Source organism: Paractinoplanes ferrugineus (assembly GCF_016862195.1).
Taxonomy (GTDB): Bacteria; Actinomycetota; Actinomycetes; order Mycobacteriales; family Micromonosporaceae; genus Actinoplanes; species Actinoplanes ferrugineus.
In genome coordinates, this window is sequence record NZ_BOMM01000001.1 from 154,588 (window position 1) to 180,242 (window position 25,655).

The 25,655-nt window shown below is 70.6% G+C and carries 21 protein-coding genes; 14 read left to right on the forward strand and 7 right to left on the reverse strand.

What is annotated here, in order from left to right; translation table 11 throughout:
* Window positions 1-5: 5 nt before the first annotated feature.
* The 5 genes from Afe05nite_RS00690 to Afe05nite_RS00710 all read left to right on the forward strand — a co-directional run bounded on the left by Afe05nite_RS00690 (window position 6) and on the right by Afe05nite_RS00710 (window position 5,260).
* The gene (locus Afe05nite_RS00690; RefSeq protein WP_203815228.1) at window positions 6-464 is read left to right on the forward strand and encodes an SRPBCC family protein; all 459 of its coding nucleotides are present in this window, start codon (window positions 6-8) and stop codon (window positions 462-464) included.
* Between the two features lie 14 nt (window positions 465-478).
* Window positions 479-1,627: an outer membrane protein assembly factor BamB family protein gene (locus Afe05nite_RS00695; protein WP_203814928.1), complete on the forward strand. Its 1,149-nt coding sequence runs from the start codon at window positions 479-481 to the stop codon at window positions 1,625-1,627.
* A gap of 13 nt (window positions 1,628-1,640) precedes the next feature.
* Window positions 1,641-2,444, forward strand: a complete 804-nt coding sequence (locus Afe05nite_RS00700) for an SMP-30/gluconolactonase/LRE family protein (protein WP_203814929.1) — start codon at window positions 1,641-1,643, stop codon at window positions 2,442-2,444.
* Between the two features lie 227 nt (window positions 2,445-2,671).
* A complete protein-coding gene (locus Afe05nite_RS00705) occupies window positions 2,672-3,826 on the forward strand; it encodes a right-handed parallel beta-helix repeat-containing protein (RefSeq protein WP_203814930.1) in 1,155 nt (384 codons plus the stop codon).
* Between the two features lie 93 nt (window positions 3,827-3,919).
* Window positions 3,920-5,260: an FAD-binding oxidoreductase gene (locus Afe05nite_RS00710; protein ID WP_203814931.1), complete on the forward strand. Its 1,341-nt coding sequence runs from the start codon at window positions 3,920-3,922 to the stop codon at window positions 5,258-5,260.
* 14 nt (window positions 5,261-5,274) lie between these two features.
* Here the strand turns inward: Afe05nite_RS00710 and Afe05nite_RS00715 are convergent, their stop codons facing one another.
* From Afe05nite_RS00715 to Afe05nite_RS00725, 3 genes are all read right to left on the reverse strand, one after another.
* Entirely contained in the window at window positions 5,275-6,942 is a 1,668-nt protein-coding gene (locus tag Afe05nite_RS00715) for a fumarate hydratase (protein ID WP_203814932.1), read from the reverse strand.
* Between the two features lie 71 nt (window positions 6,943-7,013).
* Window positions 7,014-8,306 (reverse strand): PQQ-binding-like beta-propeller repeat protein, encoded by a 1,293-nt coding sequence (locus tag Afe05nite_RS00720; protein WP_203814933.1) that lies wholly within the window; start codon window positions 8,304-8,306, stop codon window positions 7,014-7,016.
* A gap of 62 nt (window positions 8,307-8,368) precedes the next feature.
* Window positions 8,369-8,848: an Lrp/AsnC family transcriptional regulator gene (locus Afe05nite_RS00725; RefSeq protein ID WP_203814934.1), complete on the reverse strand. Its 480-nt coding sequence runs from the start codon at window positions 8,846-8,848 to the stop codon at window positions 8,369-8,371.
* A gap of 94 nt (window positions 8,849-8,942) precedes the next feature.
* On the opposite strand from Afe05nite_RS00725, the gene hppD reads away from it, so the two are divergent.
* Genes hppD through hisC form a run of 4 tightly spaced genes read left to right on the forward strand, consistent with a single transcriptional unit; the run spans window position 8,943 to window position 12,693 of the window.
* Complete coding sequence (gene hppD, locus Afe05nite_RS00730; protein ID WP_203814935.1) at window positions 8,943-10,073, forward strand: 4-hydroxyphenylpyruvate dioxygenase; 1,131 nt, start codon at window positions 8,943-8,945, stop codon at window positions 10,071-10,073.
* Window positions 10,074-10,083: 10 nt separating this feature from the next.
* The gene (locus tag Afe05nite_RS00735; RefSeq protein WP_239117450.1) at window positions 10,084-10,689 is read left to right on the forward strand and encodes an RDD family protein; all 606 of its coding nucleotides are present in this window, start codon (window positions 10,084-10,086) and stop codon (window positions 10,687-10,689) included.
* Complete coding sequence (locus Afe05nite_RS00740; RefSeq protein WP_203814936.1) at window positions 10,686-11,627, forward strand: RDD family protein; 942 nt, start codon at window positions 10,686-10,688, stop codon at window positions 11,625-11,627. The genes Afe05nite_RS00735 and Afe05nite_RS00740 overlap by 4 nt, the downstream gene beginning before the upstream one ends.
* The gene (hisC, locus tag Afe05nite_RS00745) at window positions 11,605-12,693 is read left to right on the forward strand and encodes a histidinol-phosphate transaminase (RefSeq protein ID WP_203814937.1); all 1,089 of its coding nucleotides are present in this window, start codon (window positions 11,605-11,607) and stop codon (window positions 12,691-12,693) included. Before Afe05nite_RS00740 ends, hisC begins: the two co-directional genes overlap by 23 nt.
* Before the next feature lie 124 nt (window positions 12,694-12,817).
* Here the strand turns inward: hisC and Afe05nite_RS00750 are convergent, their stop codons facing one another.
* Window positions 12,818-14,035, reverse strand: a complete 1,218-nt coding sequence (locus Afe05nite_RS00750; protein WP_203815230.1) for an MFS transporter — start codon at window positions 14,033-14,035, stop codon at window positions 12,818-12,820.
* A gap of 52 nt (window positions 14,036-14,087) precedes the next feature.
* On the opposite strand from Afe05nite_RS00750, the gene Afe05nite_RS00755 reads away from it, so the two are divergent.
* Window positions 14,088-15,248: an ROK family protein gene (locus Afe05nite_RS00755; RefSeq protein WP_203814938.1), complete on the forward strand. Its 1,161-nt coding sequence runs from the start codon at window positions 14,088-14,090 to the stop codon at window positions 15,246-15,248.
* 361 nt (window positions 15,249-15,609) lie between these two features.
* On the opposite strand, the gene Afe05nite_RS00760 is transcribed toward Afe05nite_RS00755, so the two are convergent.
* Window positions 15,610-16,098: a hypothetical protein gene (locus Afe05nite_RS00760; protein WP_203814939.1), complete on the reverse strand. Its 489-nt coding sequence runs from the start codon at window positions 16,096-16,098 to the stop codon at window positions 15,610-15,612.
* A 637-nt stretch (window positions 16,099-16,735) separates the two neighbouring features.
* On the reverse strand, window positions 16,736-17,326 hold the full coding sequence (locus Afe05nite_RS00765; RefSeq protein ID WP_203814940.1) for a hypothetical protein: 591 nt from the start codon (window positions 17,324-17,326) through the stop codon (window positions 16,736-16,738).
* Window positions 17,327-17,674: 348 nt separating this feature from the next.
* Between Afe05nite_RS00765 and Afe05nite_RS00770 the strand changes: the two genes are divergently transcribed.
* The 4 genes from Afe05nite_RS00770 (at window position 17,675) to rlmB (ending at window position 24,612) form a co-directional block, all read left to right on the forward strand.
* Window positions 17,675-20,578: an AfsR/SARP family transcriptional regulator gene (locus Afe05nite_RS00770; RefSeq protein WP_239117451.1), complete on the forward strand. Its 2,904-nt coding sequence runs from the start codon at window positions 17,675-17,677 to the stop codon at window positions 20,576-20,578.
* Between the two features lie 38 nt (window positions 20,579-20,616).
* Window positions 20,617-21,972, forward strand: coding sequence for a class II fumarate hydratase (locus Afe05nite_RS00775; protein ID WP_239117487.1), 1,356 nt, complete (start codon window positions 20,617-20,619; stop codon window positions 21,970-21,972).
* A 115-nt stretch (window positions 21,973-22,087) separates the two neighbouring features.
* Window positions 22,088-23,500 carry a cysteine--tRNA ligase gene (gene cysS / locus Afe05nite_RS00780; protein WP_203814942.1) on the forward strand — a complete coding sequence of 471 codons (1,413 nt, stop codon included), beginning with the start codon at window positions 22,088-22,090 and terminating at the stop codon, window positions 23,498-23,500.
* The gene (gene rlmB / locus Afe05nite_RS00785; protein WP_203814943.1) at window positions 23,500-24,612 is read left to right on the forward strand and encodes a 23S rRNA (guanosine(2251)-2'-O)-methyltransferase RlmB; all 1,113 of its coding nucleotides are present in this window, start codon (window positions 23,500-23,502) and stop codon (window positions 24,610-24,612) included. Before cysS ends, rlmB begins: the two co-directional genes overlap by 1 nt.
* Before the next feature lie 41 nt (window positions 24,613-24,653).
* Here rlmB and Afe05nite_RS00790 read toward each other — a convergent pair whose 3' ends face one another.
* A complete protein-coding gene (locus Afe05nite_RS00790) occupies window positions 24,654-25,655 on the reverse strand; it encodes a hypothetical protein (RefSeq protein ID WP_203814944.1) in 1,002 nt (333 codons plus the stop codon).

Here is a 25,655-nt window from a genome sequence, read left to right on the forward strand (position 1 = left end):
ACTCGATGTCGACGATCGCGGTAACGCGCCTCATCGAGGCTCCCGTTGCCGCGGTCTGGCAGGTGTTCACCGATCTGGCCCGGCGCCGCGACCGGCTCTCCACCGTCACCCGGGTCGAGGTGCTCAGCACCGGCCCGTTCGGCGCCGGGACAGCCTGGCGCGAGACCCGGCGGATGGCCGACGGCGGTGAGATCACCGAGGACTTCCTCGTCGAGCTGTGCGAGATGCCCGACCGGTTCGTGGTCCGGTCGCCCGGCATCGGCGCCGACTACAAGATGACCTATTCGTTCGTTCCGGTCGTCGCCGGCCGCCACCGTGGCGGCACCATGGTCACGGCCGTTCAGGACGGTGGCGCCACCGGGCCGATCGGCCGCTTCCTCGCCCTGATCTTCGGTGGGTTGGCCGCCGAGACCGCCGAGGGTGCGCTGCGACGGGACCTCGACGACCTCGCCGCAGCCGCCTGACATAGTCTCTCGCGGTGAAAAAGGTACTGCTGCGGTCCCTGTCCGCGCTCGTCGTGGCCGCCGTGGCGGTGCTTGTCGGCTGGCGCGTGCTCGCTCCGGCCGAGGTCCTGGCCAGCGTGAACGGCCCGACTCCGAAGATGTCCCTGATCCGGGCGGGGGTCACCAGCAAGCTCTCGATGGCGCCGCTGATCGTCGACGACACGGTCCGGGTCTACGCCGCGAAACGGCAGATCCGTGCCGACGCGCCGGTCCACGCCCGGACGATGTACTCCGCGATCTGGTCGTTCCGCCGCTGGCCACAACAGCTGACCGGGGTGGTGGCGGCCGGTTCCACGGTGGTCAGCCGCTGGTCCGACGGCGACGTGGTGGCGATCGACGGGCGGACCGGAAAGATCATCTGGCGGATCTCCGGGCCGGCGCCCGCCGAGGGTTTCGCCGGGCACCGCACCGGCGCCGACACGGTCTGGCGACCGGTCGGCCTGCGGGTCGCCGGCGGCACGGTGCTGGTCACGGCGACGGCAAGAGTCGACGCGTACGAGGTGAGCACCGGCGCCCGCCGCTGGACCGCCCCGCTCTGTGCCGACGGATTCACCACCGCCGGCGGCAGTTACGTCTGTGCCGACGGCGCGTACGACACCGCCACCGGCGCCAAGGTCGCGTCGTTCCCGACCGGACCGTTCACCCCGCTCGGCTGCGACGTCGCCACCTCCGCCTGCGCCGGCCTGCGCGACGGTACCGGCCAGGGGTGGCTGACCGACGCCTCGACTCCGCGGCGCTCCCGCCCCCTCGACGGGCCGGGCAGTACGGTCGCCGGTGGCGTGGTCTTCCAGTCGACCGCCGCCGCCCTCCTCGCGGTCGACCCGGTCACCGGCGCGACCCTGCGCAGGTCGCCGGCCGGTACGCAGGTGCTGGGTGCTTCGGGCGACCGGATTCTGCTGCTCACCAAGGACCGGCGGCTGCTGCAGCTCGAGACCCGTACCGCCAAGGGGAAGTTGATGTTCCTGGCGTCCTTCGGCAAGGAGGTCCGCAAGTACGACGTCGGCGCCTGGCAGGTGACACCCCGGTTCGTGGCGATCGAGCGGCTGGCCCCGGCCGGCCCGAAGTCTCCGGACGCGCCCGGGTACTACTACTCGACCGAGCCGGTGCTGGTCGCCGAACTCTGACTAATCTGGGCTCATGACGGATCCGCAGCTGGTCCTGTCCGGCCTGGTGATGGGTGAGTCGGCCCGCTGGCACGACGGCGCGCTGTGGTTCTGCGACTGGGGTGCCGGCTCGGTGCTGCGTCTCTCCGCGTCCCGCACCGCCGAGGTCATGGCCGGGGCGAGCGGGATGCCGTTCTGCATCGACTGGCGGCCCGGGGGAGAGCTGCTGCTGCTCGACGGACCGGGCGCGCGGCTGCTCCGCGACGGTGTGCCGTACGCCGACCTGGCCGGCATAGACGGCAGTCACCCCTGGAACGACATCGTCGTCGACTCGCGCGGCAACGCGTTCGTGAACAACATCGGCTACGACTTCCCCGGTGGCACCCCGGCGCCCGGACTGATCGCGGTGGTGTCGCCGGACGGCGTCGCCCGGCCGGTGGCCGGCGGGCTGGAGTTCCCCAACGGCATGGCCGTGACCGCCGACGACAGCACGCTGATCGTGGCCGAGTCGCACGGCTCCCGCCTGACCGCCTTCGACATCGCCTCGGACGGTTCGCTGAGCAACCGCCGGGTCTGGGCCGACCTGCCCGGCGTGGCCCCCGACGGCATCTGCCTCGACCCGTCCGGCGCGATCTGGTACGCCGCCGTGCCCAACGAGCACTGCAGCCTCGTGCGCGAGGGTGGCGCGGTGGTCACCACGATCCCGTTACCGGACGGCGCCTTCGACTGCGCCCTGTCCGGGGACGGTCGGACGCTCTACGCGTTGACAGCGGACTACACCAACCCCGCGGCGATGTTCGGGGGCCGCACCGGACGATTGTTCGCGATTTCGCGCTGAGCCGGCTCCACCGTCGGGGGAAGGCGCCGACCTCGTTCGAGTGAGGCGGTGCGGAATGAGATTCGTTCAGAGCCGTCTCGGCTGCGAAAAACCCCAGGTCACCCCTTGATCTAAACCGCCGCGAACAATTCCCGACGGCTTTCGGGTGGCCCGTCAACTGCTATTGAACGGCTATGGAGATAGGGTCGTCCGGCATCCAGGAATTGTTCCTATGCTCGGAGGCTCGCATGCGGAAAACCAGATCGGCACTCTCCGCCGCCGGGATCGCGGCCGTCGCCGTCGCCATGTCCGGCGTCGGTGGCGGGGTGAGTCACGCCTCCGGCCGCACCGTGCCGTGCAGTGTCCCGTCGGCGCAATACCGCACCATCCAGTCCGCCGTGAACGCCACGACCTGCACCGGAATCAAGGTGGCGCCCGGCGTCTACACCGAGAACGTCCAGGTCAACCGCAGTGTGACGATCAACGGTGGGAAGGCCGGGCAGGACGCGCGCGGCCGGCGCGGCACCGGGGAGACGGTCCTCAACGGTGGTGTGGCGCCCACCTTCACCATCACCGCCGACAACGTCGTCATCGACGGTTTCACCCTCAACGGCCCGCCCGGTGGCGGCACCGCGGCCCTCGTCATGCCGGGCGGCAATTCCGGCGAGCTCATTCAGAACAACATCATCAACAATCCCGGCCGGGCGGCGTCGATCACGACAAGCCGTACCGTATTCCGGAAGAATGTCGTCAAGAATACGTCGACGGCGTCCGATGGATTCCAGGGAAACAGCACACCGTTGCGCGACGTGGTCATCGCCGACAACAACTTCAGCGGCGCTGATTCGTCGCACTACAACGCCGACGTCACCTTCATCGAGGGCAACGCGAACCTGACCGTCTCCGGCAATCGCAGCACCGGTGACGGCACGCTGGTGGCCCTGTTCAAGACGACCGGTGCGCGGGTGGTCGACAACACCGTCGTCGGCACGAGCAACTCGTCGGCGATCTTCATCGGCGGCAAGAACAGCAAGATCACGGTCAGCGGCAACACGATCAGCTCAGCCGGCTCCGCGGTCAAGGTCAGCAACGCCATCGGCAGCCCGAACTCCGGCGTCGACATCACCCGCAACACGCTGCGCGGCAACCAGTACGGCGTGCAGGTGGCCGCCAACTCGACCACCGGCGTCGTCCTGGTGACCCACAACCTGATCAGCGGCAACACCATGTACGGCGTCTACGACGATCCCACCTCCGGCGCCGCCACCACCGCCACCTGCAACTGGTGGGGCGCCCCGACCGGCCCGGGCGCGGGCGCCCGCAGTCGTGGCGACAAGGCGAGCGCCGGGGTCACGTACAAGCCGTGGTTGCTCCTTCCGGCCTTCAGCGCCTTCTGCCGCTAGGTCGTTCGCCGGTGAGGCCGGTCCCGGGTCCTCGGGGCCGGCCTCGCGCCTGTCCAGCGTGCCGCGTCGGACCGGACGCGTAGGGTCGCTGGTGTGGAAGTCATCGACGACCCCGACGTGCTGGCGAGCCTCAGCCACGATGAGGCGGAGTGGGCGCCGTACGGCAAGGCGCTCGGTGCGGTCCGGCCGCGGACCACCGCGGAGGTGCGCGAGGTCGTGCGGCACTGTGCGGAGCGGGGGATCCCGATCGTTCCGCGGGGGGCCGGCACCGGGTTGTCGGGTGGGGCGAACGCGGTCGACGGGGCCATGATCCTGGATCTGTCCAGGATGGACCGGATCGTGGCGATCGATGCCGACAACATGACCGCCACGGTGCAGCCGGGCGTGATCAACGACGATCTGAAGAAGGCCGTTGCCGAGCACGGCCTGTGGTATCCGCCGGATCCGGCCAGCGCGCCCTGGTCGACGATCGGCGGCAACGTGTCGACCAACGCGGGTGGTCTCTGCTGCCTGAAGTACGGTGTGACCCGCGATTACGTGCTCGGCCTGGAGGCGGTCGTCGGTGGGGCGGCCGGCGCCTACGGCACGGCGGTGCGGCTCGGCCGGCGTACGACCAAGGGCGTGAGCGGCTATGACCTGGTCGGCCTGTTCACCGGCTCGGAGGGCACGTTCGGGGTGCTGACCGAGATCACGGTACGGCTGCGCCCGGCCCGCCGCGAAGCCCCGAAAACCGTGGTCGGCGCGTTCGGCAGTGTCGTGGCGGCGGGCGAGGCGGTTGCCGCGATCACTCGGGCGGGCCTGCTCCCGGCGGCGTTGGAGTTGCTTGATCGCACCTGCCTGCGTGCCGTCGAGGAGTGGAAGCATCTGGGGCTGGAGGCGGACGCGGCCGCCCTGCTGCTGGCTCAGCTGGACACGCCCGGCGACGAGGAGGCCACCGCGGTCGCCTCGGTGTTCCGCGACGCCGGGGCGCTGTGGGCCGAGCAGTCGACGGACGAGGTCGAAGCCGAGGCGCTGTTCGCCGCCCGCCGGTTGGCCTACCCCGCGCTGGAGCGGCTGGGCCCGGTGCTCACCGAGGACGTCTGCGTGCCCCGCTCCCGCGTACCCGAGATGCTTGCCGTGATCGAGGAGACCGCCGCCCGGCACGGCACGACGATCGCCACCATCGCGCACGCCGGTGACGGCAACCTGCACCCGCTGATCCTCGCCCCGGCCGGCGACGAGGCGGCCAAGCGAGCAGCTCAGGCCGCTTTCGAAGACATGTTGACGGCGGCGATCGCGATGGGCGGCACAGTGACCGGCGAGCACGGCGTCGGTCTGCTGAAACGAGCCGGCATGCGGCGGGAGCTGTCGCCGGAGGTACTGGCCATGCAGATCGCGATCAAGCAGACCTTGGACCCGCTGAACCTGTTCAACCCCGGCAAGGTGGTCGGCTGACGGCTGTCGGCCCGTCAGGGGCGATTGCCGATCTGCAGGACGCTCTTCGGCCGGGTCACCTCGGCGAAGAAGTCGTTGCCCTTGTCGTCGACGACGATGAAGGCGGGGAAATCCTCCACCTCGATCTTCCAGACCGCTTCCATGCCGAGTTCCGGGTATTCCAGGACCTCGACGTGGCGGATGCAGTCCTGGGCGAGGCGGGCCGCCGGGCCGCCGATCGAGCCCAGGTAGAAACCGCCGTGGGACCGGCAGGCGTTGGTCACCTGGGTCGAGCGGTTGCCCTTGGCCAGCATGACCAGCGAGCCGCCGGCGGCCTGGAAGCTCTCCACGTAGGAGTCCATCCGGCCGGCCGTGGTCGGACCGAAGCTGCCGGACGCGTAGCCCTCGGGGGTTTTCGCCGGGCCGGCGTAGTAGACCGCGTGGTCGCGCAGGTACTGCGGCATCGGCTGACCGGCGGCCAGCCGCTCGGCGATCTTCGCGTGGGCGATGTCGCGGGCCACCACCAGCGGGCCGGTCAGGGACAGCCGGGTCTTCACCGGGTATCGCGAGAGCTCGGCGCGGATCTCCGACATCGGGCGGTTGAGGTCGACCTTGACCACCGGGCCCTCGTCGAGCTCGACCTCGGGCAGGTAACGGGCCGGGTCGGTCTCGAGGCGCTCCAGCCAGACGCCGGAGGGGGTGATCTTGGCGAGGGCCTGGCGGTCGGCGGAGCAGGAGACGGCGATCGCGACCGGGCAGGAGGCGCCGTGCCGGGGCAGGCGGACGACTCGTACGTCGTGGCAGAAGTAGCGGCCGCCGAACTGGGCGCCGATGCCGAAGTCGCGGGTCAGTTCGAGGACCGCCGCCTCGAGCTCGACGTCGCGGAAGCCGTGCGCCGACATCGTGCCGTGCCGGGGCAGGTTGTCGAGGTATTTCGCGCTGGCCAGCTTCGCGGTCTTGAGGGCGAACTCGGCCGACGTGCCGCCGATGACCACGGCCAGGTGGTAGGGCGGGCAGGCGGACGTGCCGATCAGGCGCAGCTTCTCGTCCAGGAACTCCATCATGCGCGCCGGGTTCAGCAGCGCCTTGGTCTCCTGGTAGAGGTAGCTCTTGTTGGCCGAGCCACCACCCTTGGCCATGAACAGGAACTTGTAGGCGTCGGGCTGGCCGCCCGGGTCTTCGGCGTAGAGCTCGATCTGGGCCGGCAGGTTGGAACCGGTGTTCTTCTCGTCCCACATGGTCAGCGGGGCGAGCTGCGAATAGCGCAGGTTGAGCCGGGTGTACGCCTGGTAGACGCCCTGGGCGATGGCCTCTTCGTCGGTGCCGTCGGTGAGCACGTGCCGGCCGCGCTTGCCCATCACGATCGCGGTGCCGGTGTCCTGGCACATCGGGAGCACCCCGCCGGCCGCGATGTTGGCGTTGCGCAGCAGGTCGAGCGCCACGAAGCGGTCGTTGGGCGACGCCTTGGGGTCGTCGATGATCGACCGGAGCTGGGACAGGTGGGCCGGGCGCAGGTAGTGCGCGATGTCGTGCATGGCCTCAGCGGTGAGCTGGGTCATCGCGGCCGGGTCGACGGTCAGGAACCGCCGGCCACCCGGGCCGTGCACCACGTCCACACCCTCGTCCGTGACCAGTCTGTACTCGGTCAGGTCGTCGCCGATCGGCAACAGCGGCGAGTACGAGAATGCGGCGCCTCTGCTCATGACGGGCAAGCCTAGGACAGTCGCCCGGGACGGCGCGAGCCGCACCCGGCCGTGCGCATATACCAGTTCGGTCAGGCGAACGGCAGGTAGGCCATGTCGCGGCCGTCGACAGCGATCATTCCGTTCGGCCCGGTGGCGAAAATCTTGGCATTCGTCCGGACATCGGCGAGGAGTTTTCCGCTGGCCGGCGCCACCGCGGCGACCCGGCCGGGCTTGGTGGAGGCGATGACCACGGCGTCCGGGGTGAGCGCCGCCGAGCCGGTGGATTCCCGGGTCCAGGTCACCGATCCGCGCGACAGGGAGAGGCAACGCAACGTGGAGCCCTTGCGGATGATCGCGTACGAGTCGTTGACCGCCCGCACCTCCTCGCCCTTGGCGCCGTGCCACAGCACCCGCCCGTCATGGGCCGCGATCAGTTCCGGCCGGCCCACCGGGTCGACGCCGAGCACCACGTCCTCCCCGCCGGCCGGGTCACGGTCCTGCTTGCAGCCGGAGCCGTTGGAGGCGGTGCGCAGGTTGAGCCCGTCCCGGCGCCAGACGGTGCCGCGGTCGGGCGGGTCGGTGGCGACCACCCCGAAATAGCAGGTGCCGTCGGCGGAGGTGGCGGTGATCGTGAGGACCCGCCCACCGGCGACCGCCACGCGCTGGCCGGCCCCGGGTTCGGCGGTCTGCACGAGCCGGCCGTTGGCGGTGTCGATCACCCGGACCTTGCCGTCGTCGGGCAACCCGATCAGGGCCGGCATCTGCCGCGGCCCGGCCACGTCGTCGTCGATGTTGTCGGCGGTCATCGGGTTGGTGTCGGGCAGGTCGGGGTTGGCGGCGTCGAGCACGAAGCCGATCCCGCCGGTGTTGACCCGCCAGCGCACGTTGCCGCGGGTGTCCCAGGCGGTCAGCTCGCAGTCGCTGCCCTTGCCGCAGTGCAGGTCGAGGATGCCGGTGCGGTAGGTCCAGACCGCGGTGGCCGTCTTGTCCTCGCGCCGTACGGTGCCGCTGCGCGGGTCGAGCACCTGGTAGCCCTTGGTGAGCAGGCGCCCGACGACCACGACCGCATCGGTGCCGTCCCCGGCCACCCCGGCCCAGTCGGCGTCGTTGTCCCACAGCTTGACCCCGGCGGTCAACCCGTACGCCTCGAGCGAGGTGCGGTATTCCACGATCACCGAGTCGCCGGCGAGGGTGACGCTCTGCGGGCTGCCGCCGATGGTCGACTGCCAGCGGGAGGCGCCGTCGGCGATCGGTCCGCTGGTGTTGAATTTCGCCCACCAGCCCGGCCAGGGGTTCCAGGTCTGGGTGGTGGCGAGCACGACGAGGAGCACCACGACGGAGATCAGCACGTACCCCATCCGGGAGCTGCCACCCGATGCCATGGGCGACACGCTAACGATCTATTTCACTCCGACGAGGGATGGTGATATTTCCGTGTCGTCCGTTATGCGAGTGATGCGGCTCGGACCAGCGGCAACGTACGGTAATGGATCACCTCGGCCAGCGCGATGATCGTGTGCGCCCGGGTGATGCCCTCGTAGCCGACGATCTGGTCGATCACCCGTTGCAGGTCGGCGTGCGAGCGGGCGACGATGCGGCACAGCAGGTCGCCGCTCCCGGTGATGGTGTGCGCCTCGAGAACCTCCGGGATGTCGGCCAGGTGCGCGGCGACGGCGCCATGCCCGTACCGCTGGCTGATCTCCAAGGTCACGAAGCTCATCACCCCGAAGCCGATGGCTTCCGGGCTCACCTCGGGCCCGAAGCTCTTGATCGCGCCCCGCGCGATCAGCTTGTCCAGCCTGGCCTGAACGGTTCCGCGAGCGACCGCGAGACGCCGAGACATTTCCAGTACGCCGATACGCGGCTCCGAGGCGAGCATCTCCACGATCTTGGCGTCGAGCGGGTCGAGCTGGACAGATTGCATAGCCACAAGGGCAAGTTACCGTACGAGTTGCGCAGAGTGCCTAGCGTATATTTCCACTGTTGCCCAGGGTTTTTGAGAAGGGCAGCCTCGGCATATGACGCAGATGATGGAATCCGAGACCCGCCAGGCCGACGTCTTCCCCGTCAAGGGCGTCGACTACCTCCAATTCCTGGTGGGCAACGCCAAACAGACCGCCCACTTCTACTCGACCGCGTTCGGCATGACGTGTGTCGCCTACCGCGGGCCCGAGCAGGGCTATCGCGACCACTCGGAATATGTGCTGGTCAGCGGCTCGGCCCGGTTCCTGATCACCGGCGCGGTGCACGCCGGGGCACCCGGTGCCGACCACGTCACCAAGCACAGCGACGGCATCCGCGACATCGCCCTCGAGGTGCCCGACGTGGACGCCGCCTACCGGCACGCGATCAGCGCCGGCGCGCGTGGTGTCACCGAGCCGCACGACGTCACCGACGAGCGCGGCACCGTACGGATGGCCGCCATCGCCACCTACGGCGACACCATCCACTCGCTGGTCGACCGCTCGAAGTACGACGGTCCGTTCCTGCCCGGCTTCGTGACCCGCGCCCCGATCGTCGCTCCGCCGGCGAAGCGCTACTTCCAGGCCGTCGACCACGTGGTCGGCAACGTCGAGCTCGGCAAGATGGACGAGTGGGTCGAGTTCTACGGCCGGGTCATGGGTTTCACCAACATGGCCGAGTTCATCGGTGACGACATCGCCACCGACTACTCCGCGCTGATGTCCAAGGTCGTCGCGGACGGTCACCGCAAGGTCAAGTTCCCGCTGAACGAGCCCGCCGTGTCCAAGCGCAAGTCGCAGATCGACGAATACCTCGAGTTCTACGACGGTCCGGGCGCGCAGCACATCGCGATCGCGACCAACGACATCATCCGCAGCGTGGACGCCATGCGCGCGGCCGGTGTCGAATTCCTGGACACGCCCGACTCGTACTACGACGACCCCTCCCTGCGCGCGCGCATCGGTCAGGTCCGGGCGCCGATCGAGGAGCTCAAGGCGCGGCGCATCCTGGTCGACCGGGACGAGGACGGTTACCTGCTGCAGATCTTCACCAAGCCGGTGCAGGACCGGCCGACGGTCTTCTTCGAGCTGATCGAACGGCACGGCTCGCTCGGGTTCGGCAAAGGCAACTTCAAGGCCCTCTTCGAGGCCATCGAGCGGGAGCAAGAGCTTCGCGGCAATCTGTAACACTCTGCGCGTGACGCAAACTCCGGGGTACGGGCCACCGCCGGGTCATTACCCACCGGCGGTGCCGCCCGGCTACTACTACGTGCCCGTGCGCCCGCCGGTTCCGGTGAGTCCGGGCGGTCTTCCGCTTGCCGATTTCGGGACGCGTCTGGTCGCGTACATCATCGATTCGCTGTTCATGTCGGTTTTCGCCCTGATCCTCGCGGTGCCCGGGTTGTTCCTGGTCCTGCGCCATCTGCCCGATCCCGCGCAGTACGCCGACGACACCTCGCCGGGCCGGTTCCTGGGCGACTTCCTCGGGCCCTTGCTGCTTTTCGAGCTGGCTCTGTTCGTCGTGATGCTGGTCGGCTATTACCTCTATTCGGTCGAATACGCCCACCGGGGCGGACAGACGCTCGGTAAGAAGGCGATGAAGATCCGGATCGTGCCGCTCGACCCCCATCTGCGCTACACGCGGGGGATGGCGGCCAAGCGATTCCTCATCGAGTACGTCGGTGGCGTCCTTGTGCCGTTCTTCAGTTACCTCGACGGACTGTGGCAACTCTGGGACAAGCCTTACCAGCAGGCCCTGCACGACAAGGTGGCCGGAACCGTGGTCGTTAAGGTTTCCCCATGAGTTCGTTGCCCGCCGGCTGGTACAAGGACCCCGCCGACCCCGCCACCCAACGCTATTGGGACGGCGAGGGCTGGATCGGCAAGGCCATCGGGGCCGACGCGGTCCCGCCGGACGGCCCCCCGCCGGTCGAGGAGGAGCCGCCGCCCGCGCCCGCCACGGCCCCCGCCCCGACCACGACCCCCGCCCCGGTGGCGCCGCCCGCGGCACCGGCCCCGCCGCCCGGCTGGGGACCCATGCCCCCACCTCCGCCGGGCTGGCAGCCGCCCCAGCAGGACGGCCCGATGCCGGGCATGCCGGGGGGACCGCAACCGGGCTGGAACTACACGCCCTACCCGGTGCAGCCGCGCCCGCACGGCTTCGCGCTGGCCGGTCTGGGCCCGCGCCTGGTCGCCCGGCTGCTCGACATCCTCGCCGTGCTGGTGCTCAACGTGGTCGTCAACGGCTACTTCGCCTACCAGTTCTGGCAGGAGTTCCTGCCCACCTACCGGGCGAGCATGGACGCGGTGGCCAACGGGCAGAGCGCCTTCGACGTGCAGCCCGCCTCCGGGCGTACCGATGCCCTGCTCTGGGTGATGTTGATCGTCGCGACCCTGCTGTGGTTGCTCTACGAGGCGCCGGCCACCGCCAGCAGCGGGCAGACGCTCGGCAAGCGCCTCATGCGGATCCGGGTGGTGGCGGTGGAGAACACCGAGCCGCTCGGGTTCGGCCGGGCGTTCGGCCGCTGGGCCCGGCTGGGCCTGTGGACCCCGGCCTGGGGCTGCGCCGGGTTCGGCCTGGTCATGCAGTTCATCGACTCGATCTCGCCGCTGTTCGACCAGCAGTTGCGGCAGGCGTTCCACGACAAGACGGCGCGCACGGTAGTGGTCGCGCTGCCACCGCACGACCAGCTACCGGCTACCCGGAAGGACAACACCGATGACTCGGCTCACTCGCGCTGACCTCGAGGGACTGCCGGCCTACGTACCCGGCCGCAGCCTCGCCGACCTGACCCGTGAGCTGGGCATCGCCGAGGCGATCAAGCTCGCCTCGAACGAGGTGCCCTACGGCCCGCTGCCCGGCGTGATCGAGGCCGTCACCGAGACGATGCGCCAGTCGCACCGCTACCCCGACATGGGCGTGGTGGCGCTGCGTGACGCGCTCGCCGCGCGCTACGGGGTGGCCGCCGACCGGATCGTCACCGGCTGCGGCTCGGTCGCTCTCGCCGAGACCCTCGCCAAGGCGACCTGCCTGCCCGGCGACGAGATCGTCCACTCGTGGCGATCGTTCGAGGCCTACCCGATCATCTCGGCCGGGGTCGGCGCCACCAGCGTGCGCGTGCCGAACACGGCCGGTCACGGCCACGATCTGGCGGCCATGGCGGACGCCGTCACCGACCGGACCCGCCTCGTGATCGTGTGCAACCCGAACAACCCGACGGGCACGGCGGTGCACAAGGCGGAGCTCGACCGCTTCCTCGCCGCGGTGCCGTCGGACGTGCTGGTGGTGCTCGATGAGGCCTACCGCGAACTGGTCACCGACCCCGACGTGCCGGACGCCATCGACACCTACGCCGACCGCGCCAACGTGGTCGTGCTGCGCACCATGTCGAAGGCGTGGGGCCTCGCCGGCCTGCGGATGGGCTACCTGGTGGCGCAGCCGGCGGTGGCCGCGGCCATCCGCAAGGTGCTCACCCCGTTCTCCACCAGCCTCGTCGCGCAGGCCGCCGCGCTGGCCGCCCTCCAGCAGGAGGACGAGGTCAAACGCCGGTGCGCGCTGGTCGTCGCCGAACGCGACCGGGTCACCGAGGCGCTGCGCAAGCTCAACGTCGAGGTCCCGGAAAGCCAGGCCAACTTCGTCTGGCTCCCGCTGGGCGACAAGGCGGCGCCGTTCGGCGCGAGCTGCGAGGGGCGCGGGGTCATCGTCCGCCCGTTCCAGCCCGATGGCGTACGCGTGACGATCGGCACCGCCGAGGAGAACGACGCTTTCCTGGCCGCCGCGGAGATCGCCCTCGAGCAGCTGGGGTAGGTGTTCCGCGGCGCGGCTCGGGTCTTGCTCAGCGGCGCCGCTTGGGCCTGGTTCCGCGGCGCGGCTCGGGTCTTGCTCAGCGGCGCGGCTCGGGTCTTACTCAGCGGCGCGGCTCCGGCCTGGTTCAGCGGAGCGGTGGGGTGGCGGCCCGGGGTTCGGGGTGGTGGTCGGCGTCGGCCAGGTGGCTCGGGAAGACCTGGCGGGCGGTGGCGGTCAGGACCAGGGCGGCGAGCGCGAGGCCGGCGGCGATCAGCGGCAGCGTGCCGAGGTGGCCGGCCGAGGTGAGGCGCTCGCCGACCAATGCGCCGCCGCCGATGCCGATCTGGAACGCCACCACGTAGACGGCGCTCGCCGCGTCCCGGGCCTGGGGCGCGATGCGCAGTGCCGTCGCCTGCAGGCACACCGGGATGGCACAGAACGCGCCGCCCCACAGCAGGGTGGCCAGCACGGTCGGGACGAGGCCGAGCACCGGGGCGAGCGCGGCCACCGCCACCGCCAGGATGCCGAGCAGCAGCATCAGGGCGGGACCGGGGCGGCGGTCGATGAACCGGCCGACCGTGTATCCGGCGATGAGCGCGGCCGCCCCGTACCCGAGTAACAACGCACTCAGGCCGAAGCCCGCCAACCCGGCGTCGCGCCGGACCAGCGGGGCGATGTAGGTGTAGGCCGCGAAGTGGCCGATGACCAGGCTAACGGTGACCGCGCAGAGCAGCGCGACCTTGGGGTCCCGGATGATCGCGACGGACGCGCGCAGCTGGGGGCCGAGGCGGGTCGCGCGGTCGTGCGGCAGCGGGTCGAGCTTCGGCAGGAACTTGCCGAGCAGCACGACACAGACCACTCCCGCCACGGTGATCGTGCCGATCGCGACGCGCCAGCCCAGCCACTGCCCGATCGCGGTGCTGATCGGCACGCCGGCGACGACCGCGAGCGAGTTGCCGACGAAGACGAGCGCGGTGGCCCGGCCCGCCTGCCCCGGCGGCGCCAACCGCGCTGTGATCGGCCCGATGATCGACCAGAACACCCCATGGGCGAGCGCACAGACCAGTCTGGTCGCCCCGAGCACCAGGAACGACGGCGCGAAGGTGGCCGCCGCCTGCGACAACACGAAGATCGCCATGGTGACCGCGATCAGCGTGTGCCGGGGGACGCGCATGGTGACCGCGGTGAGCGGGATAGTGCTGACCGCCGCCACCACGGCATAGCTGGTGAGCAGCAGGCCGACGTCCGACTCGGCCACGTCGAGACCGCCCGCGATCTGCGGAAGCAGGCCGACCGGAAGGGTCTCCGCGGTCACGTAGCAGAAGGCGGAGGCCCCGAGGACGGCCAGTGCCGGCCGGTTCATGCGCACCTCCGCAGAATATGCTCTGCCAAAGAGTAAAAGAAGGAGGTCGGCTGTGACGACGCGCTCAACCGAACTGCTCCGCCTGGCCCACACCCGCCCCGGCGTGACCCGGGCCGACGCGGCCAGACTTCTGGGCCTCGGCACCGGCGCCGCCACCGAGATCGTCAGCCGGTTGGCGCACGCGTCTCTGCTCGCCGAGGCGCCGGCCCCACCGAGCGGAGGCCGGGGCCGCCCGACCACCGCCCTGATCGCCCACCCGACCGGCCCGCTGGTGCTGGCCGTCGCGATCACCCACGAGGATTGGCGAATCGACGTGGTCGAACTCGGCGGCGCCACCTTGACCTCGGTCGCGGCCCCCCATACCAGCCCGGATTGGGCTGCGGTTTCCGCGTCCGTCACGGCCGCGGCCTCTTCCTTACGACTGGCGTACGGCGAACGACTGCGCGCCATGGGCCTGTCCGTCCCCGGCACCGTCTCCCCCGACCTTCGCCTGGACGCCAGCGGCCTGGGCTGGCACGACGTCGACCTGACCGCGTTGCTCCTGGCTGACGCCTCGTCGGGGCCTCATCTGATGGCTCGGGGTGACGCCTCGCTCGGGCCGCTTTTGGTGGCTCGGAATGACGCCTCGCTGGCGGCTGCTGCCGAATCGGCTCGGGGCGCCGCGGTGGGTGCGACGGTGGCCTTACACCTACGGATCGAGGCCGGCCTCGGTGGCGCGGTCGTCGACCATGGCCGGGTGCTGACGGGCGCCCGAGGCGCGGGCGGCGAGTTCGGCCACATGCCGTTCGGCGACCCGGCCGTGACCTGCCCATGCGGTGCCCAGGGTTGCTGGGGCACGGCCGTGGACGGCACCGCGATGGCCCGCTTGCTGGGCCGCCCCGCCCCACCCGACCCGGTGACCTACGCGCGGCGTCTGATCTCCTCCACCCAGCCGGCGGAACAGGCCGCCGTCCGCGCGGTGGCCGCCACCCTGGGTCGCGGCATCGCCGGCCTGGTCAACGGCTTGGACGCCGACCTGGTGACCCTCGGCGGCCTCGGAGCGGACCTGCTGGCCGCGGCCCCCGCCGAGATAGCCACTGCCTACCGAGCCGGCCTGATGCGGGTCCACCGCCCCGCACCACCACCATTACTCCAAGCCGCGCTCGGCGACGACGGCCCGATCACCGGCGCGGGCGAAGAAGCCTGGTCGCTCCTTTTGCCCTGGCTCACCTAATGCCCGCGATAATTCTCCGGTCCCGCTGAGATTTTAGAATGGCACGATCGACTCTTGGCGGGTGGCATGCTGAGTGCGAGAGAATTTACTTATGCGGCACCAGCAGCTTTCGTTCTTCTCCCGCCCGGCAACAATTGCTATGCGGGATCGCACGAAAGCGCGTAATTGGTGGCCGGAGAAAGACGAGTTCCGCCGTGACCACGCGCGCCGGCGGCGGTGGGGGCTTGCAAGGCGTTACGGGTGGAAGTTGTGCCGGGCACATGGTTGCTCGCGGGAGTGCGCGGAGCTGGGCCTGCACGAGGAGGCCGAGGAGATCCCGCCCCTGATCTGGCCCGCCGACGCAGTCCTCACGCGGCGGCCGTCACCAGTGCCAGCTAGACCTCCGGCTGAGCCCACGCTCCAGGCTGCTGAAGAGTCGCCGCAGGCCGTACCGCCGTCCCGGACCGGTTGCGCGGTTCTGCCAGAGACCGCCGCTCGCGCTCTCTCCGAGACGCAGCCCTTCACCGATCCGATGCCGGCTCCAGCTGCCGATTTGCCCGCGCTTGCCGATTCGCCCGTGCTTGCCGGTCTGCCCGCGCTTGCCGATTTGCCCGCGCTTGCCGATTCGCCCGCGCTTGCCGGTCTGCCCGCGCTTGCCGGTCTGCCCGCGCTTGCCGGTCTGCCCGCGCTTGCCGATTCGATGCCGGCGGTCGAGGACCGGTTCGCGAGCCGGTCCGGTCTTGGGCGCTGGTCGGGGTGGTTGGGTGGGGTTGAGCCGGGTGTTGGTTCCGGCCCGTGCGATGGCCCGGATCGGCGTGCACGGTTGAGTCCGCTTGCTGACCCGGCCCCGCTTGTCGGCCTTGTCCCGCATGTCGGTGATGCCGCTGCCTGCCGGCCGCGTGGGCTGGTCCCGTGGCTGCGTGCTGATTCGACGGCTGCGTGCCGGTCCCGCGAGCCGATCGCCTGTTCGCGTGCTGACTCAGGGCCCACGGGGCGGTCGCGTGCGTTGGTCCCATGGGTGCGCGCTCGGTCCTCGTGCTGGCCGTGCGCCCGTGCGCGCGTCTCGCTTGCCGGCCGCGGGCCTCCGCTTCGGCCCCGTGCGCCGCCGCTCGTGCGCTCGCTGTTCTCGTGCGCCTGGCCACGGTCGGCGTGCCGGCTGACGGTCGCGCTTGTCCCGTGCGTGCCGGTCGGTTCCGTGCGTGCCGGTCGGTCTCGTGTGGATCCCGCGCCTGCGGGTTCCACGTGCTGGCCTGGCGCTCGCCTGCGGGCCCGCTTGCGGACCCAGGGCCTCCGCTCGCCTGCGGGTCCCGCTTGCGGATCCAAAGGCCTCCGGTGTCGGTCCCGCGCGTTGGCGCCCTGCGCTCGGCAGATGAGCCGGACGAGGCGGAGTGGGGCCCGCCAGGGCCGGTCGACTGTCGCCCGGCCTGGGTGATCTGGCGGGCGCTGCTTGGCTTGGGTGAATCTGGCGGGCGGTGCGGGGCGGGCGTCGCGACTGGGTGGGATGTGCGCTACGAAGAGGCGCTTGGGGTCGGCGAAGAGGGCGAAGACACGCTCGGGGTCGGCGAGGAGGGTGACGAGGGCGAGGAGTCGGCTGTGCGGCAATAGCCGGCGACCGGGTTCAGCCATTCGGTGAACTGATTCTGGACTGTTTTATTGAGGTCGGCCAAGGTTTTCACGGTGTCGAAGTAGCGGCGGTCGGTGGCGCTGCTCTCCAATTTTGAGGCGGAAACCTTGCCGGCGGCGATGAAGTCGGGGTCTTCGGCGAGGGCGGTTTCTTTGCGGATTTTGGCGGCTGCGGCCTTCAGTTGGGCGGCTGCTGTCGACTCGGCCTTTTCGGCGTCGGCGGCCTGTTTGTTCTCCTTGTAGGAAACCATTTTGCCCATGGCTGTGCCGAAGTTGCGCAGCTCGGCGGTGTAGAGGGTCTGCAGCTTCGAGCAAACCTGCTCGGTGCTCGCTGAATAGTCGGGGGCCGCCAGGACGGTCGCGGCCGCCGTGGGGGCGGTGGACGCGGCTTCGGGCTTGCCGTTCGCGTCACTGTCGCAGGCAGAGCCGGCCAGCAAGAACAAGCCGGCGGTCGCGGCCAGGAGGGCGCGTCGCATGCGGGGATCCTTCTTGTGGGGGGACGTCCGAACCCGCACGACGGTACGTTCCGTCGTCCAGGACGTCCAACCGAGCGTGAGCACCGCGATACAAACAGCCCGCCCGCGCCAGGCGTGGGCGGGCTGCTGATCCCCCGTACATGCGATGCGCGGCCCAGCGCGCTGGGGCGATGTCGGAAAACATCCGCGCTGGAGCCTCGCGGGAAGAATGGTGCCGTACGTCGCTCTCGTAACGCTGTCGATCCGCTATCACCGACTCGGTACCCTTGGGCACTGATACGGATCGGAGTGGCACCGTTGCGTTATCGCATCTTAGGGCCACTGTCCGTCACCGCCGATGGACAGCAAGTGGCGATCACTGCTGGGCGCGACCGGGTCGTCCTGGCCATGCTGCTGCTGAACCTCGGCCGGGTCGTCGACGTTCCGGCGCTGGTCGAGGCGCTGTGGGCGGCTGATCCGCCCGCGACCGCCCGTGCTCAACTGCAGACCTGCGTGTCCCGGCTGCGTCGCCAGCTTCCGGCGGGAGCGATCGCCCACGACCCGGCGGGTTACCGCCTGACCTGCGAGCCGGACGAGTTGGACGCGTCGGTCTTCGCCCGGCTCGTCGCCGAGGCGAAACAGGAGTCGGACGGGACGAAGCTGCGCCGCGCCCTCGACCTGTGGCGGGGCGAAACCCTTGTCGGGTTGGACAGTCAGGCGGTGCGGGCCGCGGCGGCGGCTCTCGACGAGCGGTACGCGGCGGTGGCCGAGGACTGGGCCGAGTTCGAACTCGACGCCGGACACGACCGCGATCTGATCGGCGAGCTGCACGCCTTGGCCGAGCGGTTCCCGCTGCGTGAACGGCTGCGTGGCCAGCTGATGCGCGCCCTGCACGGTGCGGGTCGAACCGGTGACGCCCTCGCCGAGTTCCGCCGGCTGCGGGCGGCATTGCACGAGGAACTTGGCATCGAGCCGGGCCGCGAACTGCAGGACCTGCATCGGCGCATCCTGGGCGGGAGCGACGACCAGCGGGTGCGCAGCCTTCCGCGTACGGTCGGGGACTTCACCGGACGCGAAGCGATAGTAGCCCGCCTGCTCGAGTCGATCGCGGCCGCCGGCCCGCAGGGACCGGCGATGGTCGTGATCGACGGCATGGCCGGCAGCGGCAAAACCACCCTGGCCCTGCACGTGGCCGCGCTCGCCGGGGCCGACTATCCGGACGCGCACCTCTTCATCGACCTGCACGGGCACGGTGAACATGAACCGGCCGAGCCGTCGGCGGCGCTGCTGACCCTGCTCCGGCAGCTCGGCATCCCGCCCGACCGGATCCCGGCCGAGGCCCGTGACCGGGTGACGATGTGGCGCTCCGAGCTGGCCCGGCGCCGGGTGCTGGTGGTGCTCGACAACGCGCATTCCAGCGCCCAGCTCGCCGACCTGCTGCCGACCTCGGCCGGCACGCTCGCCCTGGTCACCAGCCGGCGGCGGCTGGTCGGACTGGACGGCGCCGACCCGGAGTCGCTACCGCTGCTGACCCCGGCCGACGCGACCGCGTTGCTGGCCCGCATCGCCGGCGACCGGGTGACCGCGGACCCGGCGGCGACCGCCGAGGTGGTGCGTCGCTGCGGCGGGCTGCCACTGGCGTTACGACTGGCCGGGGCCCGGCTGGCGCACCGTCCACGATGGCGGGTGGCCGACCTGGTGCGCCGGCTGGGCGAGTCGGCGCTGCCCGAGCTGGCCGCCGAGGACCGGTCGGTGGCGAGCGCTTTCGCCCTGTCGTACGGGCAGTTGGCGGAGCCGGCGAAGCGGATGTTCCGGCTGCTCGGCGTCTATCCGGGGGTGGTGCTCGACGGTCCCGCCGTGGCCGCGTTGTGCGGGCTGCCGCTCGACGAGGCGCAGGACACAGTGGACGACCTGATCGACGTACACCTCGTCGAGGAGCCGGCCCCGGGCTGGTACAGGCTGCACGACCTGCTGCGGGAATTCGCCGCCACGCTTGCCGGACCGGATCGGCGCGAGGCGCTGATCGGGGTGCTCGACCTGCAGACGCACGCGGTCGCGCTGTCGATGCCGGAGGCGTACCGGGACGTGCTGTACCGCGACCTCGGCTCGCCGGTGCCACTGCGCCCCGACCTGCTGGCGGCGATCACCGACCCGGTCGCCCGGATCGAGCGGCAGCGCACGCACCTGGCCGCCTACATCGAGGCGGCACCCGCGACCGGCCGGCCGGAATACGCGTGGTGGATCGCCCGCGCGGCGTGGTGGCACCTCTATTACCGGCACGGCGGGCACGGCGCCGAGGAGATGCGCAGCCTGCTGGAACGGGCCATGTCCCTGATGGAGGTGGCCGGCGACCGGTCCGGTATCGCCGCCATCGCCAATTACCTGGCCTCGGCGTACGCCCGGCTCGGGGACGCTGAGCGCGCGCTCGAACTGCTGCGGTTGTCGGTGCGGCTGCGCGAGGAACTGGGCCAGCGGCGGGCCGCGGCGACCGGGCTCGGCAACCTGGCCGGGGTCTACGAGGCGCTGGGCCGCTTCCACGAATGTATCGACGCGGCGCGGGCCGCCCGGCGGATGTCGGCGCTGGCCGGGGACCGCACCCGCACCCGCGCCCCGCTGAGCTACCTGAGCGAGGGTTACGAACGGCTCGGCCGTTACCCGGAAGCTCTGCGCTACCGCCGGCTCTCGCTGCTCGCCGCGATCGAGCACCAGGACCACGATTTGATCGCCAGCTCGCTCATGAAGATCGAGCGGGTGCGGCGGCTCGCCGGCATCACCACCCACGGCCATCGCTACCTCACGGCGGCGCTGCGGATCGCCCAGCGCGGAGCACATCTGAGCGTGGTCTCGGACATCTACAACGAAATGGGCAACTTATTGCGTACGGAAGGGCGCTATCCGGAAGCGATGGCCGCCCACGAGACCGCACTGACCGAGGTGCGCCGCATCTCGAACCGGCGCGACGAAGTCGACTGGCAGGTCGACTACGCGGCGACGCGTCATGCGGCCGGCGACGCCGACGGGGCGCTCGAGCTGCTGGAGGCCGCACTGGCCCAGGCGAACGCCTCGAGGATGCGGTACAGCGCGGCCCGCGCCGAGGAGGGCATCGCCGAGTGCGTCGTGGGCCGCGACCCGGAACGGGCCCGCCGGTCGTGGACGGCGGCCCGGGCCACCTACCGCGCGCTGGGCGTACCCGAGCAGTTCCGGGTCGAGCTTCAGCTGGGTGGCGTGGATCATCTGCGATCCGGCGAGCCGCGAGAGACGATGGTGCGGTGACTACCGAGCAGAGTGGCTACCGGGTCGAGAAAGACACGATGGGCGAGGTTCGCGTGCCCGCGGACGCCCTTTGGCGAGCGCAGACGCAACGGGCCGTGGAGAACTTTCCGCTCTCCGGGCGCGGACTGGAGCCGGCACACATCGCCGCCCTCGCGCGGATCAAAGGGGCCGCCGCCCAGGTGAACGCCTCCCTTGGCGTACTCGACAAGGAAATCGCCGAAGCAATAGCGAAGGCAGCGGCCCAGGTGGCCGCCGGGGGTTACGAGGACGAGTTCCCGATCGACGTGTTCCAGACCGGTTCGGGCACCTCGTCGAACATGAACACCAACGAGGTCATCGCCACCCTCGCCGAACGCGACCTGGGCCGGCCGGTGCACCCGAACGACCACGTCAACGCGTCGCAGTCGAGCAACGACGTGTTCCCGTCGTCGATCCACCTGGCCGCCACCGAAGCGGTGACCGGCACCCTCGTGCCCGCCCTGGAACATCTCGCCGGCGCACTCTCCGCCAAGGCGGAAGAGTGGGCGACGGTGGTCAAGAGCGGCCGGACGCACCTCATGGACGCGACGCCGGTCACCCTCGGTCAGGAGTTCTCCGGGTACGCGCAACAGGTGACCTACGGCATCGAGCGCCTGCACGCCACGCTGCCCCGGCTGGCCGAACTGCCGCTCGGCGGAACCGCCGTGGGCACGGGCGTGAACACGCCGCCCGGGTTCGCCGCCGCCGTCATCGACAAGCTGCGCGAGACCACCGGACTGCCCCTGACCGAGGCCCGCAACCACTTCGAGGCCCAAGGCGCCCGGGACGGCCTGGTCGAGGCGAGTGGCCAACTGCGTACCATCGCGGTCGGTCTTTACAAGATCGTCAACGACATCCGGTGGATGGGCTCGGGGCCGCGCGCCGGCCTGCGCGAACTGCGGTTGCCCGACCTCCAGCCGGGCTCGTCGATCATGCCCGGCAAGGTCAACCCGGTCGTCCCCGAAGCCGTCCGCCAGGTGTGCGCCCAGGTCATCGGCAACGACGCCACCGTCGCCTTCGCCGGCACCCAGGGCGACTTCGAACTCAACGTGATGCTGCCCGTGATGGCCCGCAACCTGCTCGAGTCCATCCGCCTGCTGGCCAACGCCGCCCGCCTGCTCGCCGACCGCTGCATCACCGGCCTCGAAGCGAACATCGAGGTGGCGCTCGCCTACGCGGAGGGCTCCCCGTCGATCGTCACCCCGCTGAACCGCTACCTCGGCTACGACGAGGCCGCCGCGATCGCCAAGGCCGCCCTCGCCACCGACCGGAGCATCCGCGAGGTAGTGATCGAACGAGGCCATCTCGAGTCGGGCAAACTGACCGAGAAGCAGCTGGACGAGGCCTTGGACGTCCTCCGAATGACCCGCCCCTGACCCGTCGTCTCGGGCGTGCTGTACCCCGTGCAGGAGGCGAGCTTGGCGGAGTGGGGGGAGCGGCGGGGAGGCCTGTGGATAACCTCGGCTTGGGGGGGGTCGCTACCCTTGTACGGTGACGCTGCGCCTGTATGACACCGCGACCCGATCCGTCCGGGACTTCGTCCCGAAGACGCCCGGTCAGGTCGGGATCTACCTGTGTGGTCTCACGGTGCAGTCGGTGCCGCATATCGGGCATCTGCGCTCGGGTGTCAACTATGACGTGCTGCGTCGATGGCTGCTGCACACCAACTATGAGGTGACCTTCGTCCGGAACGTCACCGACGTCGACGACAAGATTCTTGACAAGTCGGCGGCGCAGGGGCGGCCGTTCTGGGCTATCGCGTACGCGAACAAGCTGGTGCTCGACGCCGACTACCGCGGGCTCAACGTGCTGCCGCCGACCTACGAGCCGCTGGCTACCGGGCACATCCCGGAGATGCACGAGTTGATCGGTTCGCTCATCGAGCTCGGGCACGCCTACCCGGCCGCGGGCGGGAGCGGCGACGTCTACTTCGACGTGCCGTCCTACCCGGGTTATGGCGCGTTGTCCGGCCAGAACCCGGACGACATGCGGCCGCCGACCGACGGTGGCGAGCCTGACAAACGGGACTATCGCGACTTCGCCCTGTGGAAGGGCGTGAAGGCCGACGAGCCCGCCGAGGCGTCCTGGGCGTCGCCGTGGGGTCGTGGCCGGCCCGGTTGGCACATCGAGTGCTCCGCGATGGCCCGGCGTTACCTCGGCGAGGAGTTCGACATCCACGGTGGGGGGCTCGACCTGACTTTCCCGCACCACGAGAACGAGATCGCCCAGTCCCGGTCGGCCGGGCTGCCGTTCGCGCGGTACTGGGTGCACAACGCGCTGCTCAACCTGGGCGAGGCCAAGATGAGCAAGTCGCTGGGCAACGTCATCGACATCGCCGCGGTGCAGGCGATGGGCATCCGCCTGGTCGAGTTGCGCTACTACTTCGGTACGCCGCACTACCGGTCCCGCATCGACTACTCCGACGAGGCGCTTCGTGAGGCCGCGGTGGCGTACCGGAGGATCGAGGGTTTCGTGCAGCGGGCCGCCGAGATCGTCGGGCCGGGCCGGCCCAAGGACGTGCCGCCGGCGTTCGCCGCGGCGATGAACGACGACCTCAACACGTCGGCCGCGCTCGCGGTCGTGCACGACACCATCCGCGAGGGCAACACCGCGCTCACCGCCGGCGACGAGGCCGGCATCCGGGGGGCGCTCACCGCCGTACGCGCCATGTTGGGTGTCCTGGGTCTTGACCCGCTCGACGAGGCGTGGAGCGGCGGTGCGGTGAAGAACGACCTCAAGCCGGTGGTGGATGCCCTGGTGAAGCTCGCGCTTGAACAACGGACCCAGGCGCGGGCACGTAAGGACTGGTCGGCTGCCGACTCGGTCCGTGATCAGCTCAAGAACGCGGGAATTCAGGTGGAGGACACTCCGGCCGGGCCGCGCTGGACGGTAGGAGAGCACTGATGCCGGGTAACTCCCGAAACGCAAGCAAGCGGACCATTTCCAAGAAGGGCGCCGTCAAGGGTTCCGGAGGTAAGAACCGGGACAGCCTGAAGGGTCGCGGCAAGACGCTGCCGGCCGACGAGCGTCCCTGGCACAAGGGCTACTCGGGCACCGAGAAACTGCCCGACAAGACCGCCCGCAAGCAGGAGAACGAGCGTCGCAAGGCGGCCGGTGAGGGCCGTCCGCCCAAGATCGGCCAGCCCGGTTCCAAGGACACCACCTGGGGTCGTGGCGGCGGCCGGGGCACCGGCCGGCCGGCCGCGCAGCGGGGCGGCCAGTTCCGCACCGGCCCGCGGGTCGCCCCCGGGCGCCGGTCCAACCCCACCAAAGAGGGTCCGGAGCTGCTGCTCGGCCGTAACCCGGTGGTCGAGGCGCTGCGCGCCGCGGTCCCGGCCACGGCCCTCTACGTGGCCCAGGGCCTGGACATCGACGACCGGGTCAACGAGATCGTCCGCACCGCCGGCGACCGGGGCATCCCGATCCTGGAGATCGGGCGGCACGAACTCGACCGGATGACCGGTGGCGTGCTGCACCAGGGCATCGGCCTGCAGGTGCCGCCGTTCGCGTACGAGAACTACGACGACCTGCTGGCCGCCGCCCTCGAGCAGACCGCCCCGTTGCTGGTCGCGCTCGACGGCGTCACCGACCCGCGCAACGTCGGTGCGGTGATCCGGTCGGTGGCCGCGTTCGGTGGCCACGGCGTCTTCATGACCGAACGGCGCGCGGCCGGCATCACCGCTACGGCGTGGCGCACCAGCGCCGGCGCCGCCGCGCGCGTGCCGGTCAGTCAGGTCGTCAACCTGACCCGGGCGCTCAAGCAGGCGCAGAGCGCGGGCTTCACCGTCATCGGCCTCGACGCCGACGGCGAAACCGACCTCTACCAGCTCGAGGCCGCGGTCGGCCCGCTGCTGGTGGTGGTCGGCTCCGAGGGCCGCGGCATGTCCCGCCTCGTCGGCGAGACCTGCGATCTGCGGGTCAGCATCCCGATGGCCTCCGATGTGGAGTCCCTCAACGCAAGCGTCGCGGCGGCGGTGACCCTCGCTGAGGTCGCCCGCCGCCGCGTACACGGTTAGTAGGGGTCAGGGGCCGGCGGACGGGCCGGCCCCCGACGTCATCAGAACTTGCCCTTGGCGACGTCCGCGATGGTCACGCGGGTCACCGTGTAGTTGATCGAGCCGCCTTCACTGGCGTACTTGATCGGCAGGCCGGTGTCGGCGTTGACGGTGAGGGTCTCGTCGCCGCCGACGGTGGCCGGCTTGCCGGCGGTCAGCTTGAGCACCGGCTGGCTGCCGACGGTGCCACGCTCCACCTTGACCTCCGGCATCTGGCCGAGCAGCCGCAGCACGCCGGCCCGCACGAGCGGGTCACCGGCGCCGTCGCGCAGCGCGTCCATCGAGTTGTTCCACACCCAGTTGTCGGTCGAGTTGATCTGCCAGCCGCCCTGCTTCTCCTTCGGGAGCTTGGCCAGCGCCTTCTTCAGCTCGTCGGTGATGGTCGGGGTCACGCCGGGAGCCTCGATGGTCGGCTGGACCTTCGGGTTCTTCGGCAGGTAGGCGTTGGCCATCTTCTCGCGGGCGTCGTTCAGGTCGCCCTTGGCCGCCAGTTTCGCCGCCGCGACCGCCTTCCGGCGACCCTCCTCGTCGGACTGCTTGCGGCCGTTACGCACCTGGCCCGGCATCGCCGCCTTGGTCTTGGCGAAGTAGTAGTCGCCGTTGTCGGCGTGCAGGTCCCAGACGTCGACCTTGAGACCGCTGTCGTAGACCTGGTCACGCAGCAGCAGCGTCGCGTCGCCGGTCGGCTTCGGTGCGGCGGTCAGGTAACCGACCAGCTGCACCAGCGGGGCATCCGGCGCCGGCGACGCGCCACCCGTCACGGCGGGCTTCGGGGCGGCCAGCTGAGGGGCTGGGGCCTGGGTGCCGGTGCCGGTGACCGACACGGCCACGGCCGCGATCGCGGCCACCGCGAACGTGCCGCCGGCGGCGGCCCGCCACATCGTCCGGCGGGATTTCAACTGCCGGCCCCGGTGCTGGATCTGGTCAAGATCAGGCGCGTACGGGCGGTCCCCGACCGCGCCGCGCATGGCCGCACTCAGGCGTCCCTCGGTGTCGTGCGACAT